The sequence below is a fragment of the Mesorhizobium sp. M8A.F.Ca.ET.181.01.1.1 genome (genome assembly GCF_004792025.1).
GTDB lineage: Bacteria > Pseudomonadota > Alphaproteobacteria > Rhizobiales > Rhizobiaceae > Mesorhizobium.
The window spans coordinates 165368-189597 of sequence record NZ_SRTV01000002.1; the positions used below are offsets into that span (position 1 = coordinate 165368).

Here is a 24230-nt window from a genome sequence, read left to right on the forward strand (position 1 = left end):
GTTTCCGCAACGCAATCGAGGTTTTCTCAAGCCGCATGCCTGCCGAGATCCGCACGGCCCGCGCGTCTGACGTCGATGACCTCGCCGCCATCGAGAAAGCTGTGTTCTCGAGCGACCGCATTTCCCGCCGCTCCTTCCGCCAGTTCATCGAGCGTGAGACCGCCGAGACGCTGGTCGCCGAAATCGATGGCCGCGTCGGCGGTTACGCGATCGTGCTTTTTCGCAAGGGCAGCGGCGTGGCACGGCTCTATTCCATAGCCGTCGGACCGTTTTTCGGCGGGCTCGGCATAGGCCGCCAATTGCTGTCCGCGGCCGAAGAGGCAGCCTTCGAACACGGCCGCATGATGCTGCGTCTCGAAGTGCGCGAAGACAATGGCCGTGCCATCCGCATCTACGAGCAGGGCGGATACCGCAAGATTGGCCGGGAGCCGGGTTACTACGAGGACGGCGCGACGGCGCTGCGCTATGAAAAGACCCTGCGCGGCGACCTTCCGGTCGCCACCAGGGTGCCATTCTATCAGCAGACCTGCGAGTTCACCTGCGGCCCATGCTGCCTGATGATGGCCATGGCCAATTTCGATCGTGGCTTCGTACCCGACCCGGTGATGGAAATCCGACTCTGGCGCGAGGCGACGACCGTCTTCATGATGTCCGGGCCGGGCGGCTGCGAACCATTCGGTCTGGCTGTCTCGGGGTATGAAAGCGGGCTCGCGGCGGAAATCTTTGTTTCCTTCTACGGCGCGTTGTTCCTGCAATCGGTGCGCAGCGAGGACAAGCGCCGGATCATGGAATTGGCCCAGGTCGACTTTCGCCGTCGAGCGGAACTTTACGGTATCCCGGTGAATTACCGTCCGTTCACCATCGATGATATCAGGGCGGCTCTCGCCGGGGGCAAACTGGTGCTGGTGCTGATCAGCGGCTTCCTGATGTTCGGCAAGAAGGTGCCGCACTGGGTGCTGGCCATCGGCGATGATGGCGACCATATTCTGATCCACGATCCGTGGGTCGAGGATGAAAGGCAGGAAACCATCCTTGATGCCGCCAACATTCCCGTGCCTTACGGCATCTTCATGAACATGGCGCAGTTCGGCCGCGACGGACTGCGTGCCGCCATCACTTTGGGAAAGAGATAATGACCTGGGTCATTCTTACCGGCAGGCAAAGCGATCTCGACCAGGTGGCGACACCGCACAAGATCATCACCAATCGCGACTATCTCGCGCATCCCTCGCTGTTCCGCGGCCAGCGGCCGAAGGTCATCAACCTGTCGAACAATTACGGCTACCAGAGCCGCGGCTATTACGCGTCGCTGCTGGCGAGTTCGCGCGGCCACAAGGTCATCCCGACCGTCGAGACGATGATCGACCTGTCGGAGCGCAAGCTCTACGAGCACGCCTTGCCGGAACTGGAACTGGCGCTCAACAAATGCCGCAAGGACCTTGGCGGCGTATTTCCGGCGAAGGTCTGCATCTTCTTCGGCATCGGCCCGTCCAAGGTCTGGGACCGTTTTGCCAAACTGTTGTTCGACTGGTTCCGGGCGCCGGCGCTCGAAGTCCACATCAAGGACAGCGCCGAATGGGCCTCGATCCGCAAGATCGGCTTCCACCCGCTGGCGCGGATGACCGAGGACGAGGAAAAAAGCTTCATCCAGTGCCTGGAGACCTACACCAACCGAGAGTGGCGCGACACCAAGGGCCGGACGCCGGCGCGCTACACCTTCGCCACGCTGGTCGATCCGCATGAGGAATTGCCGCCGTCGGAAATCTCCTCGCTGCGCTACTGGGCCAAGATCGCCGAAAAGATGGGGGTCGAAATCGAGCCCATCACCAGGAAGGATCTCGCCAAGCTCGCGAATTACGACGCGCTGTTCATCCGCGAGACCACCTCGATTTCCAATCACACCTATCGTTTCGCCCGCCGCGCCCAGCAGGAAGGCATGCCTGTCATCGACGACCCGCTGTCGATGATCCGCTGCACCAACAAGGTCTATCTCAACGAACTGATGGCCTACAACAAAGTGCCGGTGCCGCCCACGGTGATGATCGCCGGCGCCTCTGATCTCGAACTCGCGGCGCAGACGCTGGGTTTTCCCCTGGTGTTGAAGATCCCGGATTCGTCGTTCTCGCGCGGTGTCAAGAAATGCGCCAATTTCGAGGAACTGAAGACGCTTGCCACAGAATGGCTCGAGGATTCCGATCTTTTGATCGCGCAGAAATTCATCCCGACCGAATATGACTGGCGCGTCGGCGTGCTCGGCGGCCAGCCGCTGTTTGCCGTGCACTATCTGATGGCCAAGAAGCATTGGCAGATCGTCAACCACAAGGCCAATGGCAAGCCCGACCAGGGCGGCATCAAGACCTTCACGCTGAAGGAGACGCCGTCTCATGTCGTCGAGACGGCGGTGAAGGCGGCGCGCTGCATCGGCGACGGCCTCTACGGTGTCGACCTCAAGGAGACCAAGGACGGCGTCTTCGTCATCGAGGTCAACGACAACCCCAACCTCGACCATGGCTGGGAGGATTCCGGCGAGAAGGACGAAGTCTGGGTGCGGTTGACGCAGTGGTTCCTGGAGCGGCTGGACAGGCCGGGGCGGTAATCAACCGAGGGAAGAGATGCTGTTCATCGTCATCGAGGATTTCACCGGCTGCGACCGCAAGGAAATCTATCGCCGGTTCCGCGACCGGGGCCGCCTGAAGCCGGAGGAGCTTGTCGTGCATCATAGCTGGATCGCGGCCGATATGAGCCGCTGTTTCCTGCTGGTGGAGGCCGATGATGTCACGCTCCTGCAGCGATGGGTCATCGAATGGGCTGATCTGGTCGAGTTCGAGATCGTGCCCGTGGCGACCAACAAGGACATGGTGGTGGCCTTGAGCGGGCACCTCTAGCCATCGCCCTCCTGGGTCAGCGCAGCGCCGGGGAGTCCACGGCGCGCCGGCATTCATCGATCAGCCAAGCGCGGAACGCGGCCACGACATCGCGCCTTGCGCTTCGCTCCGGGACAGTCAGGCAGTAGGGCTGTCGCAGGGCGATTGCGCTCGCGGCGGGCCGCACCAGCCTGCCGTCCTCCACCGCCTCGGCACAGTAAATCCCTTGCGCCAGCGCCACGCCCAACCCCGAAATCGCGAGGTCGAGGGCCGCGCGCGACGAATTGGCCGACAGGCCGCGCCGCAATGCCCGGCCAGATTGGGCATTCGTCGCCTCGAACCAGTTGCGCCAGGACGGAAACGAAGCGCCGGTCGGTCCCCAATCCGTGTGGATCAGCGGCAGCCCGGCGAGCGGCTCGCCGCCTGCCTTGATCATGCCGGCAAGCTTTGGCGCGCAGACCGGATAGACCGCGTCCCTGGCAATGTCCTCGGTCGGATGTTCGCGATAGTGCGGACCGTAGGAGAGCCTGATGTCGATCAGTTCGCGGTCGAACGGCACCGGGTCGTCATCGCCCCGCACCGATATGTCGGCGGCGCCATGGCTTGCGACGAAGCCGGCCAGACGCTGCGAAAGCCAGCCCATGGCCATGGATGGCGGCACCGATACGACCAGACGCGGGCGGAATGCATCGCCGCCCAGTTCGCGCGAGACGCTGCCGATCTCCTGGAAAGCCACGGTCAGCCGCGGCAACATCTCCACGCCCGCCTCGGTGAGGACAACGCGCCGGTTGATCCGCTGAAACAGCTTGCGGCCCATCTGCTCCTCCAAGGTGCGGATAAGCTGGCTGACGGCGGCAGCCGAGACCGAAAGTTCTTCCGCCGCCGCGGCAAAGCTGCCCGTACGTGCGGCGGCTTCGAAAGCCTGGAGCCCTTTCAGGGATGGGGATGTGACCATGATCGCCAGATAGATAAGCTTAGCTTATCCAAATCGCAGGAATCGTCGTTTTTGGAAAGCTTTTTCGCCGACTAGAGTGGTCTTCATCAATCTCCAGCCTGGATCGAGGCCGATGGACCATCGCGACATCATCGCGTCGCTGACGACAGAAGAGCGCAATCGCCTGACGGCCAAATCCGATGTCGCGGGCCTGTTCCAGTTCGGCGCTCACTTGGGTGCGATTGTCATCATTGGATCGCTGATCGCGGCCAAGGTGCCGTTCTGGCCATTGCTGATGCTGCCGCAAGGCATCCTGATCGTGTTCCTGTTCACGCTGCTGCATGAGTCGGTTCACCGCACGGCTTTCAATACGCAGCGGCTGAACGACGGCGTGGCGCGGCTGTGCAGCCTGGCCATCGGGCTGCCCGCCGACTGGTTCCGCTACTTCCACTTCGCTCACCACCGGTACACGCAGGATCCGGAAAACGATCCCGAGCTTGCCTTCCCGAAGCCTGAGACCTTGCGGCAATACATTGTCCACGTCTCGGGCCTGCCGGTGTGGTGGGGGCATTTCAAGACGCTGTACACCAATGCGCGTGGGGACTGCCACGATAGCTATGTGCCGCCAAAGGGCCTGCCCAAAGTGCGCGCCGAGGCACGTGCGATGATCGGGTTCTATGTCGTGGTCCTGGCGCTTGCCATCTGGTTCGAGGCAACGGTGCTGTTCTATGTCTGGATCTTGCCGGCTCTGCTCGGACAGCCATTCCTGCGGCTTTATCTGCTGGCCGAGCACGGCCGCTGCCCGTTCGTCGCGAACATGCTGGAAAACACCAGGACGACGCTGACCAATTGGGCGGTGCGCAAGCTGGCCTGGAACATGCCGTTCCATGCCGAGCATCATGCCTATCCCGGCGTGCCGTTTCACCAATTGCCGCGGTTTCACGCGCTGATCGAGCGGCACCTGAAGGTGGTCGAGCCCGGCTATGTCAGCTTCCACGAGAAATACCTGGAGACGCTGCGCTGACCTTGCGCCGATGCGTTAGCCGGTCTGGCTGCGCGGCGCACGCGCTTTCAACAGATGCTGGATGTCAGCCGCCTTCGACGGCACGCCGATCAGATAGCCTTGCGCCTCGACACAACCGTTGTCGCGCAGCATGTCGAGTTGCCTCTCGGTTTCGACGCCCTCGGCGGTGACGACGATGCCAAGTTCGGTGCCGAGACCGATGATGGAGCGAACGATCGCCGCCGTGTCGCGATTGCCCATGTCGCGAATGAATGATCGGTCGATCTTGATCTTGTCGACCGGAAAACGCCTGAGGTAGCCGAGCGAGGAATAGCCGGTCCCGAAATCGTCCAGCGCGATGCGGATACCGAGCTCACGCAACTGGCGCAGCGTTTTCAGCACGGCCTTGCTCTCGTCCATCAGTACGGTTTCGGTGATTTCCAGTTCCAACTGTCCGGCCGGGACGCCGGAAAAAGCCAGCGCCGAGATGACGGCGCGGGCAAACCCGCTGCTTTTGAGCTGCACCGCCGAGACATTGACCGCAATGCGCAAACCCGGCGGCCAGCTAGCCGCCGTCGCGCAGGCTTTCCTCAGCGCCCACTCGCCAAGCGGCACGATCAGCCCTGTCTCTTCGGCGACGGGAATGAAGTCGTCCGGCGCCACCTTGCCGCGCGCCGGCGAATGCCAGCGCATCAGGGCCTCCGCGCCGATGATCTCGCCCGAGGCGATGTTCATGATGGGTTGGAAATCGAGATCGAACTCCTGGCGCGGCAGCGCGGTCTCCAGGTCGACTTCAAGCGCCCGCCGGGCCTGCACGGCGGCGTCCATTCCAGGTTCGAAGAAGCGATAGAGGTTTCGCCCTTCGCTCTTCGCCCGATAGAGCGCCGTGTCGGCGTTCTTCAGCAGCGTGTCGGCGTCACGGCCATCGGCGGGGAAAACGGCGATGCCCAGGCTGACGCCGACATGCATCTCGCGGCTCTTGTCGCGAAATGGTTTTGCGATTGCCTCGACGATGTGCTTCGCCAATTTCTCGGCATCGGCAATGCCCACGGAGTTGGATTGGATGACGACGAACTCATCGCCGCCGAAACGGGCGATCATGTCCGCATCGTCGCGCAGGCAACGCTGCAGTCTTTCGGCCACTCTCTTCAACAGCCAGTCACCGGCAGGGTGTCCCCAGGTGTCGTTCACAGCCTTGAAACGGTCGAGGTCGAGCGAGAAGATCGCGAGCGGCGTAGCGGCCACATCCTCCAGCGCATGGTCGAGCCGTTCGCGAAACATCGATCGGTTGGGCAGCCCAGTCAGCGTGTCGTGATGCGCAAGATGGATCATGCGCTCTTCGGCCAAACGGCGTTCCGTGACGTCGTCGAACGTCGCCACCCAACCGCCGCCACTCATCGGCTGGCGCACGACCAGAATCGTCCTGCCGTCGGCGAGATGGCGATACGTCGAATGCATTTTTCCCGCCCGCCGGCAGGCTTCGGTCTTGGCGACTTCGCTGTCGACGTCGATCTTCGTGTAGATGCCGAGTTCCAGCAATCGTTCGAGGGCGTCGCGGTGCGTCGTTCCAAGCGGGAAGTCGGCCGCCGTGACATTGTACAGTTCCAGAAAACGCCCGTTGCGCACGATCATCTTGCCGTCGGCGTCGTACATCAGCAGGCCTTGCGACATGTTGGCGAGCGCGGCGTCGAAGCGGCGATGCTGCTCCTTGAGATCCTGCTCGGCGCGCCGCTGTTCGGTGATGTCCTCGTAGATCGAGACCCAGCCGCCCGAAGCCAGCGGCCGGTGCGAGATAAGGATGATGCGGCCGTCCGACAGGACTTCTTCGTAGGCCGAAGGTTTCGCCTGGTCGATATAGGGCTTGCGGATGGCGTAGAGCTCATCGGCGCTCTGCGAGGCGACGCCGAGGTCGACGCTATGGCGCAGGATGTCGATGAAGCGGATGCCTGGCCGCATCACCTTGGCATCGAGGTGGAAGATGTCGATGTAGTTGCGGTTGCAGATGATCATGCGTTCATCGGCGTCGAACATGCATAGGCCATGCGACATGTTTTCGACAGCGGCTGAAAAGCGTTCGTTCTGCTCGCGCAGCTCATCTTGCATGCGGCGAGGGCGTTCCACGCCTCCGGCCGCCCGTTCCGGGCCGACCGAACCATCCTTGACATCCACGATGGGCATGAGGCGCCCCTGCGGTGCTTTGATCGAACACCACACTGTTGACGCTTCCGGTTAATTTAGCGTTTTCTACCCTAGCGCGGATGTCGCAACGTGATGTCTTGACGTCTCGATCGCCGAAAACCGCTTCAGGAAGGCATTCTGCGCCGAGGTCACCGAGCGTGGCGCGAAGTCGAAGCGCTCCGCGGAAAAACCGCGCGGGCGGCCGAAGAACTCCGTCGCCTCGGCGCTCGAAAAGCCGGCGAGCAGCGTTGCCTCGAAATAGGCGGCGATCTGGTCGGCGCGCTTGATCTCCTTGCGCAGGACGGCGGCCGGTTCGGGAGGCAGCGAGAAACGCAGATGGATGGCGCGCTGCAGGCGCAATTCGCAATCCTTGTAGCTGCCGCCCATCACCGACTTGAATGGCGAGATCATGTCGCCGATGACATATTCGGGGGCGTCGTGCAGCAGCGCCGCCAACTGGTCGTCGGCCGAAGCCTGGGGCACCAGTTCGTTAAACAGCGCCTCGACCAGCAGCGAATGCTGGGCGACGGAAAAGGCGTGCTCGCCGCGGGTCTGGCCGTTCCAGCGGGCAACGCGGGCAAGCCCATGCGCAATGTCCGAGATCTCGATGTCGAGCGGCGAGGGGTCGAGCAGGTCGAGCCTGCGGCCTGACAGCATGCGCTGCCAGGCGCGTGGTGGCGCGCCGGCGCGGTCCGCCGCCATCAGGTTTCCTCCGTGCCGGCGGCTTCCTGCGGGAAACTGAATTTGGCCCAGGCAGGAATGGTGAGCGTCACCGGAGCATCGGCCGCCAGAATCGGTTGGCCAACGTCCAACGCCGCCTTGACCCTGTCTATGCGGGCAATGGCGAGCCCTGATGTGCCGGCACTTGAGCCGAGCGTGCCAACCGACCGCCCCTCGACAGTCAGTTCGGTGCCGACGGGGGGCAGGGGAAGCCCGGCCTCGACAATCAGCACGCGCCGCCTGGCCGTGCCCCGATGCTGCATGCGCGAGACCACCTCCTGGCCGACATAGCAGCCCTTCTTGAAGCCGACACCGCCCATCTCGTCGAGCAGCACGTCATGCGGGAACGCATCGCCGAGTGCATAGTCGGGTCCGCTCTCGGCAATGCCGTGGGCGATGCGAAAGGCCTGCCACGCGGCGATGTCGCCGGTATCCGCGGTGCCGGCATAGAAGCGCGTGACGCCTTCGTCGCCAAAGCGCCTGTCGGCGACCGCGGTTGAATCACTTTCTGAGGCGATTGATTCCTTTCCCCACGCGACGGTGACAAGCGTTTGTTCCGACTTGGCAATCTCGACCTTGGCGCGAAGCTTGTAGAGCATCAGCCGGCGAATGAAATCGTCTGAAACGTCGGCACGGCATTCGATGCGGAAGGCGTTTTCGCCGGCCCGCGAGATCAGGAAGTCGAACAGGATCTTGCCCTGCGGCGTCAACAGCGCGCCCGGCTTGGCCTCACCATTGCCAAGCGCATCGAGATCGGTGGTCAGGATGTTTTGCAGAAAGTGTTCGGCATCCGGGCCGGAGACGATGATGAGCGCGCGGTCTTTCAGCTGGGCAAAGGGCATGGGGCGGATAAAAGCCTGATCTTGCAAAACGGTTGGCCATTACGTAAGCCGCTGACACTCCCCCCGCAAGAGAGCATCACCATGACCTACGACCTCATCCTGACAGGCGGCACAGTGGCCAATCATGACGGCGAGGGGCTGCGCGACGTCGGCGTGACGGGCGGGCGCATCGCCGCGATCGGCGATCTGCGCCAGGCCTCGGCTGGCGAGACGATCGACTGCCGGGGCCTGCATATCCTGCCGGGCGTCGTCGACAGCCAGGTGCATTTCCGCGAGCCGGGACTGGAGCACAAGGAAGACCTGGAAACGGGTTCGCGCGCGGCGGTGCTGGGCGGTGTCACCGCCGTGTTCGAAATGCCCAACACCAACCCGCTGACCACCAGCGAGGCAACGCTTGCCGACAAGGTCCGGCGCGGCAGTGGCCGCATGCATTGCGATTTTGCTTTCTGGGTTGGCGGTACCCGCGACAACGCCAGGGACGTCGGCGACCTCGAACGTTTGCCGGGGGCCGCTGGAATAAAGGTCTTCATGGGCTCGTCCACCGGCGACCTGCTGGTCGAGGACGATGAAGGTGTCGCCTCGATCCTGCGAAACACCCGCCGCCGCGCCGCTTTTCATTCGGAGGACGAGTTCCGCCTGCGCGAGCGCCTGGGCGAGCGCATCGAGGGCGACCCGTCATCGCATCCGGTCTGGCGTGACGAGATCGCCGCCTTGCGCTGCACCGAAAGGCTGGTCCGCATCGCGCGCGACGTCCGCGCCCGCATCCACGTCCTGCACATCTCGACCGCCGAGGAAATACTGTTCCTCGAACAACACAAGGATGTCGCGACCTGCGAGGCCACACCGCACCATCTGACGCTGAGCGCCGACGACTATGCGCGCCTCGGCACGCTGATCCAGATGAACCCGCCGGTGCGCGACAAGCGCCATCGCGACGGCGTCTGGCATGGCATTGCGCAGGGCATTGTCGACGTGCTCGGCTCCGACCACGCGCCGCACACATTGGCCGAGAAGGCAAAATCCTATCCGGCTTCACCCTCGGGCATGACCGGCGTGCAGACGCTGGTGCCGATCATGCTCGACCACATCAATGCCGGCCGGCTGACCCTGCAGCGCTTTGTCGATCTCTCCAGTCATGGCCCGCAGCGCATCTTCGGCATGGCCCGGAAGGGCCGCATCGCCGCCGGCTACGACGCCGATTTCACCATTGTCGACATGAAGCGGCGCGAGACCATCACCAACGCGCAGGCCGGCTCGAAAGCCGGTTGGACACCCTATGACGGCAAGCAGGTGACCGGCTGGCCGGTCGGCACCGTCATCCGCGGTCAGCGCGTCATGTGGGAAGGCGAAATCGCCGTGCCAGGCCAGGGCAGGGCGGTGGAGTTCTCCGAGGCATTGCCTGGTTAGGCAACCAGTGGCTGTGCGTTGATTTTTAAGCGTTCCGCATTATGTTCAAGGCATTATGCAGGCACATATCGCGCCTATGATTGACCCCGCCGAGTTTCCAGAGCTGCAAGCGCTCTTGTGGAATCGCGATGCCGCGCGACTGATCCCGGCCGACGAAGCATTTGCGTTGTACGAGCGCAATTGGCGCTTTGTCGATCAGACACGGCTTACGACGCGCGAGAAATTGCTTATCCAGAATCTCGCCAGCGAATTCGGTCACGGTATCCTTCTGACTGCCGGCTGAATTGTCCTCCTGTGCTGGTTTTCGCCTCGCATTTGCAACCTCAAAACCGGACATTTCGCGAGCGGAAGCCATGAAGGAATTCAGAAAGCCGGAACACAGGATTATCGCTGAAGCCCTCGCGCTTATGGACCGCGATTTCCTGACCGCAGCCCAATGCTGGTTCGGTGGCGGGACGGCGATTGTGTTGAAATTGGGCGAGTATAGGCGGTCGTTGGACGTCGATTTTCTGTGCGCGGACGTCGACGGCTATCGCCAATTGCGAATGTCAGCAGTCGAACGCGGTGTAAGGGCATTCTTTCCTGAACCAGTCGAAGCTGTACGGGATTTTCGGATTGATCAGTATGGCCTGAGGACCGTGGTAAAGTTGAGGGGGCAATTGATCAAGTTTGAAATCGTTCGTGAAGCCCGCATCCCATTGCAAGGTCGTTTCGACGACGATCTAAATGTACCTTCTTTGACCCCCTCGGACATGTTCGCCGAGAAGTTATTGGCGAATGCCGATCGATGCCAAGACCGTGCTGTCGGCTATCGCGATGCTATTGATCTGGGGATGTTGATCAGCGCCTACCGGGAGATCCCGAGCGACGCTGTAGCCAAGGCCCAGGCTGCATATGGACAGGATATCCAGCGCAAGGTTGTTTGGGTGGTTAACAAGCTTCGGGATGCGGAAGAATTGAATTACGCAGCCGAGATCCTACAGATGGAGGCTGACATGGCTTGCGGCGCCATTTCGGCTCTTCGAAATGAGAGCATTCGCATTTGGCCTGATGCTGACATCAGCGAAGAACCTGCCAGCCCGCTCAAATAGCAACATCGTCTACGATGCTTGCATCCTGGCGCAACCAGGCAGGCGATGGCTTCAATCGCCGGCCACGAAGAAGGTCCATTGTCCGGCGGGTGTGATGCCGACGCGATAGAAGATGTAGGCGCCGAACTGTTTCATGTCGTCGAAATCGCCGGCCGTGACGATCTTGAACAGCTCGACCCGCTGCTTGGCGTCGAGTTTGTCGAGCGGCAGCGCGAAGAAATACGGCCAGACATAGAGTTCCTGTGGCGTGCCCGCATCGACACGGACGTAGCCGGCGGAGAGCACCTCCTCCAGAATAGCCAGGATCTCCTGGCCGTCAGGGTCGCCCGACAGCCCTTTGAGGAAGGCGATGGCGTCGCCATCGATATCGGCAAGCGACAGTTGGGTCATGCTGTCGCCCTTGCCGATCAAGGGCCTGAGCTTCTCGATGTCGCCGCTCTTGCAGGCTTCGATGATCAGGTCATGCATGCGCCGCACCGGCTCGGGCAGCTTGCCGAGGTCGTAGACGACTTCCGGCAGGGGCGCCTCGGGATCGACACGCGGCCTGTTGCTGCCGCCATCCGATGGAGTGTCAGGCTCCGCGGCGTCGGGAGCGGCCGGTTGGCTGCTCGAAGGCGATGTCCCCACCGGGTCAGGCATGGGAACTGTGCTTCCGGGCGTTGAACTATCGCCATCCGTCGACGGTGTGACCGGCGAGGGGAGTTCTTCGTTTTTGATCTCGCTCAGTGCATAGGCAGGGCTGCTGGCCAGGCACGTCGCCAAGGCAATCGCGCCACAGCAAGCAGCGAGGCGGATGTAGAGGACAAGGCCCTTCGGCCTGCCTGACATCGGAAAATTCACTGCCCGTATCTCCCTGCTCCGGGCATGGTGCCCGATCGGCATCCAATCGTCAAAGAACCTGATATCGGTTCAGTGCCGCAGCCGCTCGGGTTCGAAGGCGCCAGCAATCACTTTTTCACGCATACGGTCCAGCAGGGCAAGGGCCGAGGTCTCGCCATTGGCGCGCAGCATTTCGCCGAATGCCGTTTCGAGTGCCGCCTCGGCAATGATCTCGGGCTCGATGCCGGCCGAAAGACCTTCCGCCCAGGCTTCGCTGTGGCTCTCAACCGCCGTCAGGCGCTTCTCTTCCCTGACCAGCGCGTCGATGTCGTTGGCAGCATGTTCCATAAGCGATGTCCACCCTTTCAAGCGGCAACCCATCAGTGTGGATCAGGCTTGATCTGTTCCATTCATAGGCAGCTCCAAGTAAGTATCTGTAAATACGACATTTTTTAGATCGTCTGTTACAGGGGCCGACTGTGTTTGGCGAAGCTGCGTTTCAACCCGGATCAAACTTAGCCGATTAGGCCGGCCTGCGGGGCGAAAACCTTCAGTTTGAGTTAATTCCGCATTCGCGTGGTAACGTTTGATTAACGCTGTTGCAGAAGTGCAACATCAGGATTGCACCAAGACTTGGACAGGCACAAGCCGGATATGGCGATCATCGGTCGCGACGGGCCTGATATCTGTTGATGGATGCTCAGTTGCCATAACGCGAGGCGATGTCGCGCGACAGCGTCTCACCTTCCTTCATATAACGGCTGATGGCTTCAGTGGCCGAAGCGGTGCACTGGGTGTAGGTGCCGCCGAAGGAACGATAGCCGCGGTTGAAGCTGGCGATGAAGCGGGCGCGGCGTTCCGGGTCAGGGTTTTCCGAATCGAGCAGTTTTTCCATCTCGTCCCGCCACTGGTCGCCTTTCTCCCCGCACAGATTGCGCAGGAAATGCAGTGACCCCAGAACTTCCGCCAGCCGCATCAGCCCCGGCTCGAACGGCGACTCGGCACTGAAGGCAGGCCGCGCCGGGACAGCCGCGCTGACAGCAAGGCAAATGGCGAGGAGTATTGACGGACGGTTCATAGATCTTCTCTGACCGACGGCTTAGGCCGTTATCGTCTGTCGAACGGCTTAGGCCGTCATGGCTGGCGAGACAACATAAGCCTTGTGACGAAACAATTTGTCGCCTGCAAGGCGATTTTCAGTGCCGCCTCAGTGGGTCTGAAGGGGACCGAGGAGTTCCTCTGCGACCGCGAATACCGAGCCGACAAGCGGCAGCAGGGTCATCTCCTTGAGTGTATAGAAGGCCGCTGTCTCGGCGTCGTCACTGGCCACGGCCTCGCCACCGGCATAGGCGGCGCCGAAGACCGTGAGCAGATAGTCGACTGGGTGGCTGTCGTCCCTGCCGTCGATGTGGATTTCCCGAAGAGGCCGCAAGCCGGTGGCGCGCAAGCCGGTCTCTTCCACCAGTTCACGCCGTGCCGCATCCTCCAGCGTCTCGTCGCCTTCGACCTTGCCGCCGGGAAAGGCGTAGAGCCCTTGCGAAGGCGGCCTTGCCCGTTTCACGAGGAGTATGCTGTCCCCCCGCACGACGGCGACCGAGACGGCGGGAAGTGTCTTTCGTGCTTCGTTCATGATCAGGCTCATTCGCGGGCCGGTCTGTTGTGGACCGCCCGGTAAGAGGAAGCATTACCGGTTGCGCAACACCGGTTCCATAGCCACTTTCGGAGCCGAACCATTCGAAAGGCTCCATCATGTGCGGACGTTTTGCCTTGACCGCCACGCCGGACCGGACCGCCGCCTTCCTGGGCCTTGCCGAGCTCGAGGATTTCCCGGCCCGCTACAACATCGCGCCGACGCAGCCGGTCCTGATGGCGACTGCTGGCGTGCCGCGGGCTGCAGGCTCCAACCTGCCGGATCGGCAGCCGATGCTGGTGCGCTGGGGGCTCCTTCCTGCCTGGGTCAAGGACACCAGGGAGTTTCCGCTGCTGTTCAACGCGCGCTCGGAAGGCGCAGTCGAAAAGGCCTCGTTCAAGGCCGCCATGCGCCATCGCCGTGCGCTGGTGCCGGCATCCGGCTTTTACGAGTGGCGGCAGACCGGAGGCAGGAAGGGGCAACCCTATTGGATCCGGCCGCGGCATGGCGGATTGGTCGCCTTTGCCGGCCTGATCGAAACCTATGCCGAGCCGGGCGGCTCGGAGATGGACACCGGCGCCATCCTGACCGTCAACGCCAACGCCGACATCGCCCATATCCATGACCGCATGCCGGTCGTGATCGATGTCTCCGACTTTGCCCGCTGGCTGGATTGCCGCACGCTCGAACCGCGCGATGTCGCCCATCTGCTGCGGCCGGCACAGCCCGGTTTCTTCGAGGCGATCTCTGTCTCCGGCCTTGTCAACAAGGTCGCCAACACCGGACCGGAGATTCAAGAGAGGGGCGAGGTTGGGCCGGAACCCGAGAAAGTCAGGCGCCAGAAACCCGGCGCGGACGACAGTCAGATGACGCTGTTCTAGCGAAGCCAGTCGGGGTCTTTATGTTCAGGGCGCTTGTTCGCGCCCTCGGTGTCGGCCGGGGCGCCGCTTCAGGCGGCGCGGGGCGATACGATCTTCTGCGCCGGCTTCTTCTTCTTGGCGGTGTGAAGAAGGGCGGCGACGATGGCTGCCGGACCGATCGCACGATAGTGGTTGGCCAGCGCCGGTTGCTTGGCGCGATTGGCTTCCTGCTTGCTTCGAGGCATGTTTCTCTTCCCAGATAACGTTTTCGTGTATGCGACTTGGTCGCCGAATCCGACCAAATCGTGACGCTTGCTGATCTAGCCGGCGAATGTTTCATGACTGTGCCGACATGTTTAATAAAATGTTTCATTGGCTGATTCCGTGTAATCGGGCGATGCGTTTGCCAGCCCTCGCGATGTTTTTCCCGGGATCAGCGACTTGACGGCAACACTGGTCGGGGCGATAAAGCCGCCCATGAAAACGTCTTTCGCCATTTGTGGCATATGCATTATTGGCTAGCCTCGCGCTGGTCCGGACGTTTTCGCCTCATCTTCCCCAGATTGGACAAACGCCCCGGCCAGCAGGCTGGAGTCTGATTTGCGCCTCGGCGCGGGGCTGGCTCCATCCAGACAAGAAGTTCTGAAACCGGGAAGGCTTGGAATGTCTGACGCATCGCAGGGCCTGCGCCTCTACAACACGCTGACGCGCGCGAAAGAGGACTTCGTGCCGATCGATCCGCGAAATGTGCGCATGTATGTCTGCGGCCCGACCGTCTACGACTTCGCCCATATCGGCAACGCCAGGCCGGTCATCGTCTTCGACGTGCTGTTCCGTCTGCTGCGCCATCTCTATGGCGAGACGCACGTCACCTATGTGCGCAACGTCACCGACGTCGACGACAAGATCAACGCGCGCGCGCTGCGTGATTTCGGCGGCGAGATATCAGCCGGCACACTGTCGCTTAACGAAGCGATCCGGCGGGTTACCGAAAAAACCGCCGACCAGTTCCACAGGGACGTCGCCACGCTTGGCTGCCTGGAGCCGACGGTCGAGCCGCGCGCCACCGAATTCGTCGAGCCCCGCGCCGACGGCAAGGCTGACATGATCACCTTGATTCTAAGCCTGATCGGGCGCGGCCACGCCTATGTCGCGGCGGGCGAAGTTCTGTTCGATACTGCATCGATGCCGGACTATGGGCAATTGTCGAAACGCAATCTCGACGAGCAGCAGGCCGGCGCCCGCATCGCCGTCGACGCCCACAAGAAAAACCCCGGCGATTTCGTGCTGTGGAAACTGTCTTCGGCCGAAGAGCCGGGCTGGCAAAGTCCGTGGGGCAGGGGCCGGCCCGGCTGGCATATCGAATGCTCGGCCATGTCGGCTGCCTATCTCGGCGAGGTCTTCGACATCCATGGCGGCGGCCTCGATCTGATCTTCCCGCACCATGAGAACGAGATCGCCCAGTCGCGCTGCGCCCACGGCACGTCGGTCATGGCCAATGTGTGGATGCACAACGGCTTCCTGCAGGTCGAGGGCCAGAAGATGTCGAAGAGCCTCGGCAATTTCTACTCGATCCACGAATTGCTGGAGACCGACACTTTTGGTGGCCGCAAATGGCCGGGCGACGTGCTCCGGCTGGCGATGCTGATGACGCATTATCGCGAACCGATCGACTTTTCCGTGCGCAAGCTGGAGGAGGCGGAAAACACGCTGCGCAAATGGAAACGCGCGGCGGATCTGGCGCCGGCCGCGGGAAGTCGGTTGCCGGTGGAGGTGGTGGAGGCGCTGTCGGATGACCTCGCGACCTACGCGGCCTTCCAGCAACTGACCCAGCTTGCAGGCGAGGCGACCGAATTCAGCGGCGTTGGCGAAAATGGCGCTGCGGCTTCCTTGAAAACCTCGCTCGCATTCCTCGGTTTCGACGTCGGCGCGGCTAAAGTCGACGAGGTCGCGATCGCTCAGGCCATCGCCAGGCGCCTGCAGTTCATCGCCGCGAAGAACTGGGCCGAGGCCGACCGCATCCGCGATGAACTGCTGGCCAAGGGAGTGCAGCTGAAGGACGGCAAGGACCCGGTCACCGGCGAGCGCATGACGACGTGGGAGATCAAGCGGTGAGGGTGGTTGCTGTTATGGCCGGAGTGGAGAGGTTGGCGGGACAGCGCCCCTTTCTGTCCTGCCGGACATCTCCCCCACAAGGGGGGAGATCGGACGTCGTCGCCGATTTCGCCAATCTCAAACATCGCAAGATTGAGCGCGGCACGAAGGCTGCCAATCTCCCCCCTCGTGGGGGAGATGTCCGGCAGGACAGAGGGGGGCGCCGTAGAGAGCTGATCCCGACAGTCCAAGGTGTCGGCAGCCGTCCACGGCTGCTGCGCCTCTGGAACGACGACGGCATTCGCGATATCGACAATGTCTGCCAGCACATCCTCATCGAGGCCGGCCTGGCCGATGCTGAAATGCCGGCGAGCGAACCGGCAACGGAGGAACTCGTTCCATGATCGACCATCTCGGCATCACCGTGTCTGATTTCGACAATTCAAAAGCCTTCTACGACAAGGCGATGGCGCCGCTGGGTGCTTCGCTGCTTTACATGGTGCCGCAGGAATACACCGGTGGCGCCAGGGTCGGCGGTTATGGCCGCGACCGGCCTGTGTTCTGGCTAAGCGCGGCCAGCGAAAAGCCCCGAGATCACCAGCACGTCGCCTTCACCGCGCGCAGCCGCGCCGAGGTCGACGCCTTCCATGCCGCCGCCCTTGCAGCCGGCGGCAAGGACAATGGCGGACCGGGCCTGCGCCCGCACTATCACCCCAACTACTACGGCGCCTTCGTCTTCGATCCCGACGGCAACAATGTCGAGGCGGTCTGCCATGATCCGGAGGGAGCCCATGGATCGGAGTGAAAGTCGATGAGCCTCGACAATCGGCCGGTCTATACGGGCGGCTGCCAGTGCGGCGCGGTGCGCTTTCGCGTCGAAGGCGCGCTTGGCGACGCCTCGGTCTGCCACTGCCGCATGTGCCAGAAGGCGAGCGGCAATTTCTACCTGCCGCTGGTCTCGGTGCGCGGCGCCAAGGTCGATTGGACGCGCGGCGAGCCCAAGCGGTTCCGGTCCTCCAATGCGGCCTGGCGTGGCTTCTGCGCCGAATGCGGCACGCCGCTGACCTTCGAGGCGCCCGACGGCATGGCGCTGGCGATCGCCGCCTTCGACGATCCGGCTGGTATCGCGCCGACCATCCAATGGGGCACGGAGGCGAAACTGCCCTACGTGGATTCCATTCCGCGATTGCCGGGCGAGGACACGATGGCGGATATGGGCTCGGCCCCCTATCTCGCCGAGCTCGTCTCCTATCAGCATCCCGACCACGACACCGACCAATGGCCGCCGGAGGAAAGATCATGACCGAGACAGTCCGAACCGGCGGCTGCCAATGCGGCGCCGTGCGCTTCCGCATCAAGGGCGCGCTGGGACGCCCATCCATCTGCCATTGCCGGATGTGCCAGAAACAGTTCGGTTCCTTCTTCGGCGCGCTGGTGACGGTGCCCAAGGATGGTGTCGAATGGACCCGTGAGGAGCCCAGCTATTTCCAGTCGTCGGTCAACATCGATCGCGGCTTCTGCGCCCGGTGCGGCACGCCGCTGACCTACCGGCAGCCCGGCGGGCTCGAGATCGCCATCGGCGCCTTCGATGACCGCTCCGATCTGGCGCCGCGGATCCAGGTCAACTATGCGGCACGGCTGCCTTGGGTGGAGACGATCTTCGAGCAACCCGTCCACCAGGATCCCGACTATTACGCGCGGCAGGAGCAGATCATCTCCTTCCAACATCCCGATCACGAAACGGCCAATTGGCCGCAACAGGGCCTGAAACTATGAGCTTGCGCACCCTCTATCCGGAAATCGAACCGTTCGACTCGGGCATGCTCGACGTCGGTGATGGCCATCAGCCCTATTGGGAGCGGTCGGGCACCAAGGGCGCCAAGCCGGCGGTGTTCCTGCATGGCGGGCCGGGCGGCACCATCTCGCCAAAACACCGGCGGCTGTTCGACCCCAGGCTTTACGATGTCATCCTGTTCGATCAGCGCGGCTGCGGCAAGTCGACGCCGAATGCCTCGCTGGAGGCCAACACGACCTGGCATCTCGTTGCCGACATCGAACGCCTGCGCGAAATGGCCGGCTTCGATAGATGGCTCGTGTTCGGCGGTTCCTGGGGCTCGACACTGGCGCTCACCTACGCCGAGACACACCCTGATCGCGTCAGCGAACTGGTGGTGCGTGGCATCTACACGCTGACCCGCGCTGAGCTTGAATGGTATTATCAGTTCGGCGTCTCAGAGATGTTCCCCGACAAGTGGGAACGTTTCCTGGCGCCGATTCCCGAGGTCGAGCGCGGCGACATGATGGGCGCCTACCGCAAGCGGCTGGTCGGCTCCGACCGCAAGGCGCAGATCGAGGCCGCCCGTGCCTGGAGCCTATGGGAAGGCGAGACGATCACCCTGCTGCCGGAGCCTGAAACCAGCGGTCCCTTTGGCGAGGGCGACTACGCCGTCGCCTTTGCCCGCATCGAGAACCACTATTTCGTCCACGCCGGGTGGCTGGAGGAGGGGCAGTTGCTGCGCGATGCCGGAAAGCTCAAGGACATTCCGGGCACCATCGTCCATGGCCGCTACGACATGCCGTGCCCGGCGCGCTACGCCTGGGCGCTGCACAAGGCCTGGCCCAAGGCGGACTTTCATCTGATCGAGGGCGCTGGCCATGCCTATTCGGAGCCGGGCATCCTCGATCAGCTGATCCGCGCGACGGACAAATATGCAGGTAAATGACAGTGCCTGACTGCGCTCTGCTACGACTTTTCGAGCTAAGGCCATGACAAAACAACGCCTCTATCTCTTCGACACCACACTGCGCGATGGCCAGCAGACGCCGGGCATCGACTTTTCGGTCGAGGACAAGATCGCGATTGCCAAACTGCTCGACGAGTTCGGCTTCGACTATGTCGAAGGTGGTTATCCCGGCGCCAACCCGACCGATACCGCCTTCTTTCAGCAAAAGCGCACGGCACGCGCCAAATTCGTCGCTTTCGGCATGACCAAGCGGGCTGGGGTCTCCGCCTCCAACGATCCGGGACTGGCGGCACTCGTCCAGTCGAAATCGGACGCCATCTGCTTCGTCGCCAAGAGCTGGGATTACCATGTTCGCGTCGCGCTCGGTTGCACCAACGAGGAGAACCTCGAGTGCATAAAGGTGTCCGTCGAGACATCAGTCGCTTCGGACAAGGAAGCAATGGTCGATTGCGAGCATTTCTTCGACGGCTTCAAGGCCAACCCGGACTATGCGCTTGCCTGCGCGAAGACAGCTTATGATGCCGGCGCGCGCTGGGTGGTGCTTTGCGACACCAATGGCGGCACGCAGCCCTCCGAAGTGCGGGCAATCGTTGAAAAGGTCATCGCCGCGGGCATCCCGGGCCAGCATCTCGGCGTCCACGCCCATGACGACACCGGCCAGGCGGTGGCCAATTCCCTTGCCGCCGTCGAAGCCGGCGTGCGTCAGATCCAGGGCACGCTGAACGGCATTGGCGAGCGCTGCGGCAACGCCAATCTGATCTCCATCGTGCCGACGCTGGCGCTGAAGCCGGCTTTCGCCGACCGCTTCGAGACTGGAATTTCAGCCGAATCGCTGACCGGCATCTCAAGGCTGTCCCGCGCCTTCGACGAATTGTTGAACCGTGCCCCGGAAGCGCAGGCCCCCTATGTCGGCTCGTCCGCCTTTGCCACCAAGGCCGGCATTCATGCTTCCGCGCTTGCCAAGGAGCCGGCGACTTATGAGCACGTGCCGCCGGAATCCGTGGGCAACCGTCGCCGCGTCATGGTCTCTGACCAGGGCGGCAAGGCCAATTTCCTCGCCGAGTTGAAGCGGCGCGGCATCGATGTGCCGAAGGACGATCACCGGCTCGACGCCCTGATATCCGTGGTCAAGGAGCGTGAGGCGTCGGGCTATGCCTATGAGGGCGCCGACGCCTCCTTCGAACTCCTGGCGCGCAAGATGCTGCATGGCCTGCCCGAGTTCTTCCACGTCACCTCGTTCCGCTGCATGATCGAGCGCCGCTTCGATGCCAACGGACAGTTGAAGACGGTATCGGAAGCGGTGGTCAAGGTGCTGGTCGAGGGCGAGGAGAAGATGTCGGTGGCCGAGGGCCATGGCCCGGTCAACGCGCTCGACATCGCGCTCCGCAAGGATCTCGGCAGATACCAGAACGAGATCGCCGATCTCGAACTCGCCGACTTCAAGGTGCGTATCCTCAATGGCGGCACCGAGGCCATCACCCGCGTGCTCATCGAATCGCATGACGGCACCGGCGCCCGCTGGTGGACGGTCGGTGTCTCCGAAAACATTATTGACGCATCGTTCCAGGCGCTGATGGATTCAATCATCTACAAGCTGATGAAGAACCGCGAGATGGCGGGGCTGGTGGCTGCGGAGTAAGTTGAACCATCAGCGAAAGTCCATTGATCCATCAGAACTTTGCGATGGTCTTGCCAAGGTTACTGGGCCATAGCGTTGGGCCATGGCCGCTGAAGCAATTGCCTCCGATACAGATTCAAAAGCCCGCCGCGGCTTCTTGCTGGCGCTGGGCGCTTATCTCTTGTGGGGGTTGCTGCCCTTCTACATGAAGGCGGTGGCGCATCTGCCGCTTGCCGAGGTCATTGCACATCGCATCGTCTGGTCGCTGCCGATTGCCGCGGCGGTCCTGGTCTGGGCCGGCCGCACGGCCGATTTCAAGGCGGCGATCCGCTCGCCCCGTACCATCGCCATGGCGGCGCTGACGGCGGCGTTGATTTCGGTAAACTGGGGCATTTACGTCTGGGCGATCGCCGTCGACCGCACCGTCGAGACAGCCCTCGGCTATTACATCAACCCGCTGGTCAACGTCGTGGTCGGCGCGCTGCTGCTTGGCGAACGGCTCGACCGGCTGCAGATCGCGGCGGTGGCGCTTGCCGCGGTTGCCGTCGCCGTACTGACGATCGATGGCGGCAAGCTGCCCTGGGTGTCGCTGGCGTTGGCGTTTTCCTTCGCCGCCTACGGCTTCTTCCGCAAGACGCTGCCGATCGGCCCCAGCCAGGGTTTCCTGCTCGAAGTGCTTTTGCTGTCGGTGCCGGCGCTGGGCTACATCGTCTTCCTGATCGCCACCGGACAGGACCATTTCGTCTCCAGCAATGGCACCGACACCGCGCTGCTCATCGGCTGCGGGCCGGTGACCGCCGTGCCGCTGCTGCTGTTCGCCTTCGGCGCCAAGCTGCTGCGCCTCTCGACCATCGGCATCATGCAGTACATAGCGCCGACCATGGTGTTTCTGATTGCCGTGCTGATCTTCGACGAGCCGTTCGGCACAACGCAGGCTATCGCCTTTGCCCTGATCTGGGCGGCGCTTGCGATCTATTCCTGGTCCATGCTGGCGACGGCGCGCCGGGCTACATCTGTCCGAGCCGTCTGACGAAAAGATAGGTCGCGCCCGCGATCAGCAGCGATACGGCGGTGACCACCCAGAAGCCCAATGGGGTGTTGACCAGCGGCAGGCCGCCGACATTCATGCCAAACAGGCCCGAGATGATGGTCATCGGCAACAGCACCGCCGTCATCACCGAGAGCACATAGAGCAGCCGGTTCGACTGCGTCGTCAGCTTGGCCATCAGCTCGTCCTGCAGCAACCGCGTGCGCGCCTGCAATTGCTCGCCGTCATAGTGCAGCGTCTGGGCGCGGTGCGAAAGCCGCGCTGCCATGTCGTTGATCGAATCCGGCAGGTCGTTGCGGTGCGAATGGTCGAGGTGGCGAAACAGATTTGTCAGCGTCGCCATCTGCCGGTGGATGACCACCAGGTGCCGGCGCGCATCGACCAGCGCCTGCCGCTCATTGTGCCATGCGTCGCAGACGATACGGTCCTCGATGCCGTCGAGACTGTCGCTGAGTGACGCCAGTTCCGTCGCCATGCCGTCGAACGACTGCCCGACGACAGCCTCGATCAGCTCGGCCGGCGAGCGGAACTTGCGCGATCCGTTCTCGATCGCCTTGCGGATGTTGTCGACCGATTGCAGCGGTTGCTTGCGGGCGCCGACCAGCATCGTGTCGTTGAGGGCGAAGCGGAAATGACCAAGCCCGCCGGCTTCCGCCGAATAATCATGGCGCAGGTCCGGCAGATCGCCGTAGAGCCAGTCATCCTCGAGGTCGATATGGCAGCCATGGCTGGCGCCCAGGAAGGCTTCGCGCACCGGCGCCGGCAAGGCCTTATCGGCGCCGATCTCGTGGCGGGCGCGCATGTCGGAAAGCTGGTAGCTGCGCCATGTCCAGTGCGCGGCGGCGGCATCCCTGGTGCGCGCGCCCTCGGCGGTAAAGTGGTAGATGAAGAACAGCCCGTGCTCATCTGGCAGGTAAGGCGACAGGTCGGTGCCTTCGGCGGGGAGGGCGATATTCATGGCGGCTTCGCCGGTCTCTGATGCGGTCGGGGTCGCGGGGGGCGGCCAGGTCCGATTTCTAGCATGGCATCCCCGATTTAGTGTGACTGTTTCGTGACGGCGCGCGTTCCTACAGGACGCTGGTGATCCCGCCATCCACCAGCAGTGTCTGTCCGCTCACGAAACTGGCGGCGTCGGAAGCCAGGAACACGGCGGCTCCAGCAAGCTCCTGCACCTCGCCCCAGCGCCGCATCGGCGTGCGGCCCGTCAGCCAGGCGGAGAATTTCTCGTCGGCGACCAGCGCGGCGTTGAGCTCGGTCCTGAAATAGCCCGGCGCGATTGCGTTGACGCGCACGCCGTGCTGGCCCCATTCGCCGGCCATCGACCTGGTCAGCATGGTGATGGCGCCCTTGCTCGCCGCGTAAGGCGCGATCGAAGGGCGCGCGAGCACGCTCTGCACCGAGGAGACGTTGATGATCGCTCCCCTTTGGCGAGCGATCATGCCCTTTACGACGGCCCGGCTCACCTTGAACACGCCGTCCAGGTTGGTGGCCATCAGCGCGTCCCAGTCGGCGTCGCTAAAGCTTTCCAGCGGCGCCCGGCGCTGGATGCCCGCATTGTTGACCAGGATGTCGATCGGTCCGGTGCCCGTTTCCGCTGCCGCGACCGCCTTGTCGACCGACTGTGTGTCGGTCACGTCGATGACCGCTTCCGCGATCGAATGGCCCGCGGCGCGCAGCCTGTCTGCGGCCACTTTCAGATCGTCGGCCTTGCGGCCGCCGATCGTGACGCGAGCGCCGGCGCTCGCAAGCGCTTCCGCGAAGGCCAGGCCCAGGCCGCGGCTGGCGCCGGTTATGAAGGCATGCTTGCCTTCGAGGCCGAACAGGCGGCCGAGATAGTCAGTCGAATGCAATTTGCACCTTTATCGGTCGCGATCTGTCGCCCGCCAGCGCGAAGGCCCGTCTGGCCTCGGCAAGCGGCAGCACCAGCGTGCCGCGTGACTTGATGACATGCAAGGCGCTTTGTCGCCTTGGCGCCCGGCTGGCGGCCTCGGTTGTCGCGGCCGTCAGCCTCAGCGCTTCGGCCCGAACCCCGGATAGGGGTTGAGCGGCACGATCGCGGCAATATCCATCATGCCGGCCTTGACCAGCGGCAGAGTGGCGAGATGGCCGCGCACATCGGCGTCGCTGCCGGCTTCGAACATCATGCCGCTGCCGGGAATGTCGCCGCGATTCCAGATCTGGCGCACGGAGCCTTCCGCATAGAGGGTGCGGCGCTGTTCGGCCTCGTCAGGCAGAACGGGTGCGAAATCCGCGTCGGTGAACTTTTCCGTGTTGCGGGTGAGAAGGGCAAGGAATTGCATTTCGATCTCCTGTTGTCAGTGGTTGATGGCAGGAGATATCGCGCCGCATGGTCAGACTGTCCAAGACTGATTAGGCTA

General features: G+C 62.8%; 28 protein-coding genes. 16 read left to right on the top strand and 12 right to left on the bottom strand.

What is annotated here, in order from left to right; genetic code table 11:
* The first annotated feature begins 35 nt into the window (after nt 1-35).
* The 3 genes from EN824_RS09085 to EN824_RS09095 are packed head-to-tail and all read left to right on the top strand — an operon-like array spanning nt 36 to nt 2885.
* Complete coding sequence (locus EN824_RS09085) at nt 36-1133, top strand: peptidase C39 family protein (protein ID WP_127871387.1); 1098 nt, start codon at nt 36-38, stop codon at nt 1131-1133.
* Nucleotides 1133-2596: a RimK family protein gene (locus EN824_RS09090; RefSeq protein ID WP_127280355.1), complete on the top strand. Its 1464-nt coding sequence runs from the start codon at nt 1133-1135 to the stop codon at nt 2594-2596. Before EN824_RS09085 ends, EN824_RS09090 begins: the two co-directional genes overlap by 1 nt.
* Before the next feature lie 16 nt (nt 2597-2612).
* Nucleotides 2613-2885, top strand: a complete 273-nt coding sequence (locus EN824_RS09095; RefSeq protein WP_127871388.1) for a DUF3303 family protein — start codon at nt 2613-2615, stop codon at nt 2883-2885.
* A 16-nt stretch (nt 2886-2901) separates the two neighbouring features.
* Here the strand turns inward: EN824_RS09095 and EN824_RS09100 are convergent, their stop codons facing one another.
* Nucleotides 2902-3819, bottom strand: coding sequence for a LysR substrate-binding domain-containing protein (locus EN824_RS09100; RefSeq protein ID WP_135863744.1), 918 nt, complete (start codon nt 3817-3819; stop codon nt 2902-2904).
* A 112-nt stretch (nt 3820-3931) separates the two neighbouring features.
* Between EN824_RS09100 and EN824_RS09105 the strand changes: the two genes are divergently transcribed.
* Nucleotides 3932-4822 carry a fatty acid desaturase family protein gene (locus tag EN824_RS09105; RefSeq protein WP_135915320.1) on the top strand — a complete coding sequence of 297 codons (891 nt, stop codon included), beginning with the start codon at nt 3932-3934 and terminating at the stop codon, nt 4820-4822.
* Between the two features lie 15 nt (nt 4823-4837).
* Here EN824_RS09105 and EN824_RS09110 read toward each other — a convergent pair whose 3' ends face one another.
* The 3 genes from EN824_RS09110 to EN824_RS09120 form a co-directional block, all read right to left on the bottom strand.
* Nucleotides 4838-6979: an EAL domain-containing protein gene (locus tag EN824_RS09110; RefSeq protein WP_135932168.1), complete on the bottom strand. Its 2142-nt coding sequence runs from the start codon at nt 6977-6979 to the stop codon at nt 4838-4840.
* 66 nt (nt 6980-7045) lie between these two features.
* Nucleotides 7046-7681: an HD family hydrolase gene (locus EN824_RS09115; RefSeq protein WP_127871392.1), complete on the bottom strand. Its 636-nt coding sequence runs from the start codon at nt 7679-7681 to the stop codon at nt 7046-7048.
* A complete protein-coding gene (locus EN824_RS09120) occupies nt 7681-8541 on the bottom strand; it encodes a folate-binding protein YgfZ (RefSeq protein WP_135932169.1) in 861 nt (286 codons plus the stop codon). Before EN824_RS09120 ends, EN824_RS09115 begins: the two co-directional genes overlap by 1 nt.
* A 75-nt stretch (nt 8542-8616) precedes the next feature.
* Between EN824_RS09120 and EN824_RS09125 the strand changes: the two genes are divergently transcribed.
* From EN824_RS09125 to EN824_RS09135, 3 genes are all read left to right on the top strand, one after another.
* Nucleotides 8617-9948, top strand: coding sequence for a dihydroorotase (locus tag EN824_RS09125; RefSeq protein ID WP_189522169.1), 1332 nt, complete (start codon nt 8617-8619; stop codon nt 9946-9948).
* A 76-nt stretch (nt 9949-10024) separates the two neighbouring features.
* On the top strand, nt 10025-10231 hold the full coding sequence (locus EN824_RS09130) for a hypothetical protein (protein WP_245464358.1): 207 nt from the start codon (nt 10025-10027) through the stop codon (nt 10229-10231).
* 70 nt (nt 10232-10301) lie between these two features.
* Complete coding sequence (locus EN824_RS09135) at nt 10302-11039, top strand: nucleotidyl transferase AbiEii/AbiGii toxin family protein (RefSeq protein WP_127278317.1); 738 nt, start codon at nt 10302-10304, stop codon at nt 11037-11039.
* Nucleotides 11040-11090: 51 nt separating this feature from the next.
* Here EN824_RS09135 and EN824_RS09140 read toward each other — a convergent pair whose 3' ends face one another.
* The 4 genes from EN824_RS09140 to EN824_RS09155 form a co-directional block, all read right to left on the bottom strand.
* Nucleotides 11091-11879 (bottom strand): hypothetical protein, encoded by a 789-nt coding sequence (locus EN824_RS09140; RefSeq protein WP_189522148.1) that lies wholly within the window; start codon nt 11877-11879, stop codon nt 11091-11093.
* 69 nt (nt 11880-11948) lie between these two features.
* Nucleotides 11949-12206, bottom strand: a complete 258-nt coding sequence (locus tag EN824_RS09145; protein ID WP_015318556.1) for a hypothetical protein — start codon at nt 12204-12206, stop codon at nt 11949-11951.
* A gap of 352 nt (nt 12207-12558) precedes the next feature.
* The gene (locus tag EN824_RS09150) at nt 12559-12936 is read right to left on the bottom strand and encodes a TIGR02301 family protein (RefSeq protein ID WP_127278315.1); all 378 of its coding nucleotides are present in this window, start codon (nt 12934-12936) and stop codon (nt 12559-12561) included.
* A 129-nt stretch (nt 12937-13065) separates the two neighbouring features.
* The gene (locus EN824_RS09155) at nt 13066-13488 is read right to left on the bottom strand and encodes an NUDIX hydrolase (RefSeq protein ID WP_127278314.1); all 423 of its coding nucleotides are present in this window, start codon (nt 13486-13488) and stop codon (nt 13066-13068) included.
* A gap of 119 nt (nt 13489-13607) precedes the next feature.
* Here EN824_RS09155 and EN824_RS09160 point away from each other — a divergent pair, with 119 nt between their 5' ends.
* Complete coding sequence (locus EN824_RS09160; RefSeq protein ID WP_135932170.1) at nt 13608-14369, top strand: SOS response-associated peptidase; 762 nt, start codon at nt 13608-13610, stop codon at nt 14367-14369.
* Nucleotides 14370-14437: 68 nt separating this feature from the next.
* Here EN824_RS09160 and EN824_RS09165 read toward each other — a convergent pair whose 3' ends face one another.
* Entirely contained in the window at nt 14438-14593 is a 156-nt protein-coding gene (locus EN824_RS09165; protein ID WP_015318552.1) for a hypothetical protein, read from the bottom strand.
* A gap of 418 nt (nt 14594-15011) precedes the next feature.
* On the opposite strand from EN824_RS09165, the gene cysS reads away from it, so the two are divergent.
* From cysS to rarD, 8 genes are all read left to right on the top strand, one after another.
* Nucleotides 15012-16463 carry a cysteine--tRNA ligase gene (cysS, locus tag EN824_RS09170; RefSeq protein WP_135932171.1) on the top strand — a complete coding sequence of 484 codons (1452 nt, stop codon included), beginning with the start codon at nt 15012-15014 and terminating at the stop codon, nt 16461-16463.
* Nucleotides 16464-16495: 32 nt separating this feature from the next.
* The gene (locus tag EN824_RS35150; protein WP_189522173.1) at nt 16496-16846 is read left to right on the top strand and encodes a hypothetical protein; all 351 of its coding nucleotides are present in this window, start codon (nt 16496-16498) and stop codon (nt 16844-16846) included.
* Nucleotides 16843-17247 (top strand): VOC family protein, encoded by a 405-nt coding sequence (locus tag EN824_RS09180; RefSeq protein WP_135932172.1) that lies wholly within the window; start codon nt 16843-16845, stop codon nt 17245-17247. Before EN824_RS35150 ends, EN824_RS09180 begins: the two co-directional genes overlap by 4 nt.
* 6 nt (nt 17248-17253) lie before the next feature.
* Nucleotides 17254-17745, top strand: coding sequence for a GFA family protein (locus EN824_RS09185; protein ID WP_135932173.1), 492 nt, complete (start codon nt 17254-17256; stop codon nt 17743-17745).
* Nucleotides 17742-18218, top strand: a complete 477-nt coding sequence (locus EN824_RS09190; RefSeq protein WP_127280640.1) for a GFA family protein — start codon at nt 17742-17744, stop codon at nt 18216-18218. Before EN824_RS09185 ends, EN824_RS09190 begins: the two co-directional genes overlap by 4 nt.
* Nucleotides 18215-19165, top strand: coding sequence for a prolyl aminopeptidase (gene pip / locus EN824_RS09195; protein WP_135932174.1), 951 nt, complete (start codon nt 18215-18217; stop codon nt 19163-19165). Before EN824_RS09190 ends, pip begins: the two co-directional genes overlap by 4 nt.
* A 43-nt stretch (nt 19166-19208) precedes the next feature.
* A complete protein-coding gene (cimA, locus tag EN824_RS09200) occupies nt 19209-20825 on the top strand; it encodes a citramalate synthase (protein ID WP_135932175.1) in 1617 nt (538 codons plus the stop codon).
* An 82-nt stretch (nt 20826-20907) separates the two neighbouring features.
* Nucleotides 20908-21834: an EamA family transporter RarD gene (rarD, locus tag EN824_RS09205; RefSeq protein WP_127871405.1), complete on the top strand. Its 927-nt coding sequence runs from the start codon at nt 20908-20910 to the stop codon at nt 21832-21834.
* Here rarD and EN824_RS09210 read toward each other — a convergent pair.
* The 3 genes from EN824_RS09210 to EN824_RS09220 form a co-directional block, all read right to left on the bottom strand.
* Nucleotides 21812-22810, bottom strand: a complete 999-nt coding sequence (locus EN824_RS09210; RefSeq protein WP_127281220.1) for a transporter — start codon at nt 22808-22810, stop codon at nt 21812-21814. The two genes, rarD and EN824_RS09210, sit on opposite strands and share 23 nt — an antisense overlap.
* 109 nt (nt 22811-22919) lie before the next feature.
* The gene (locus EN824_RS09215; protein ID WP_127871406.1) at nt 22920-23702 is read right to left on the bottom strand and encodes a glucose 1-dehydrogenase; all 783 of its coding nucleotides are present in this window, start codon (nt 23700-23702) and stop codon (nt 22920-22922) included.
* 159 nt (nt 23703-23861) lie between these two features.
* Nucleotides 23862-24152, bottom strand: coding sequence for a muconolactone Delta-isomerase family protein (locus EN824_RS09220; protein WP_127281229.1), 291 nt, complete (start codon nt 24150-24152; stop codon nt 23862-23864).
* Nucleotides 24153-24230 lie beyond the last annotated feature (78 nt).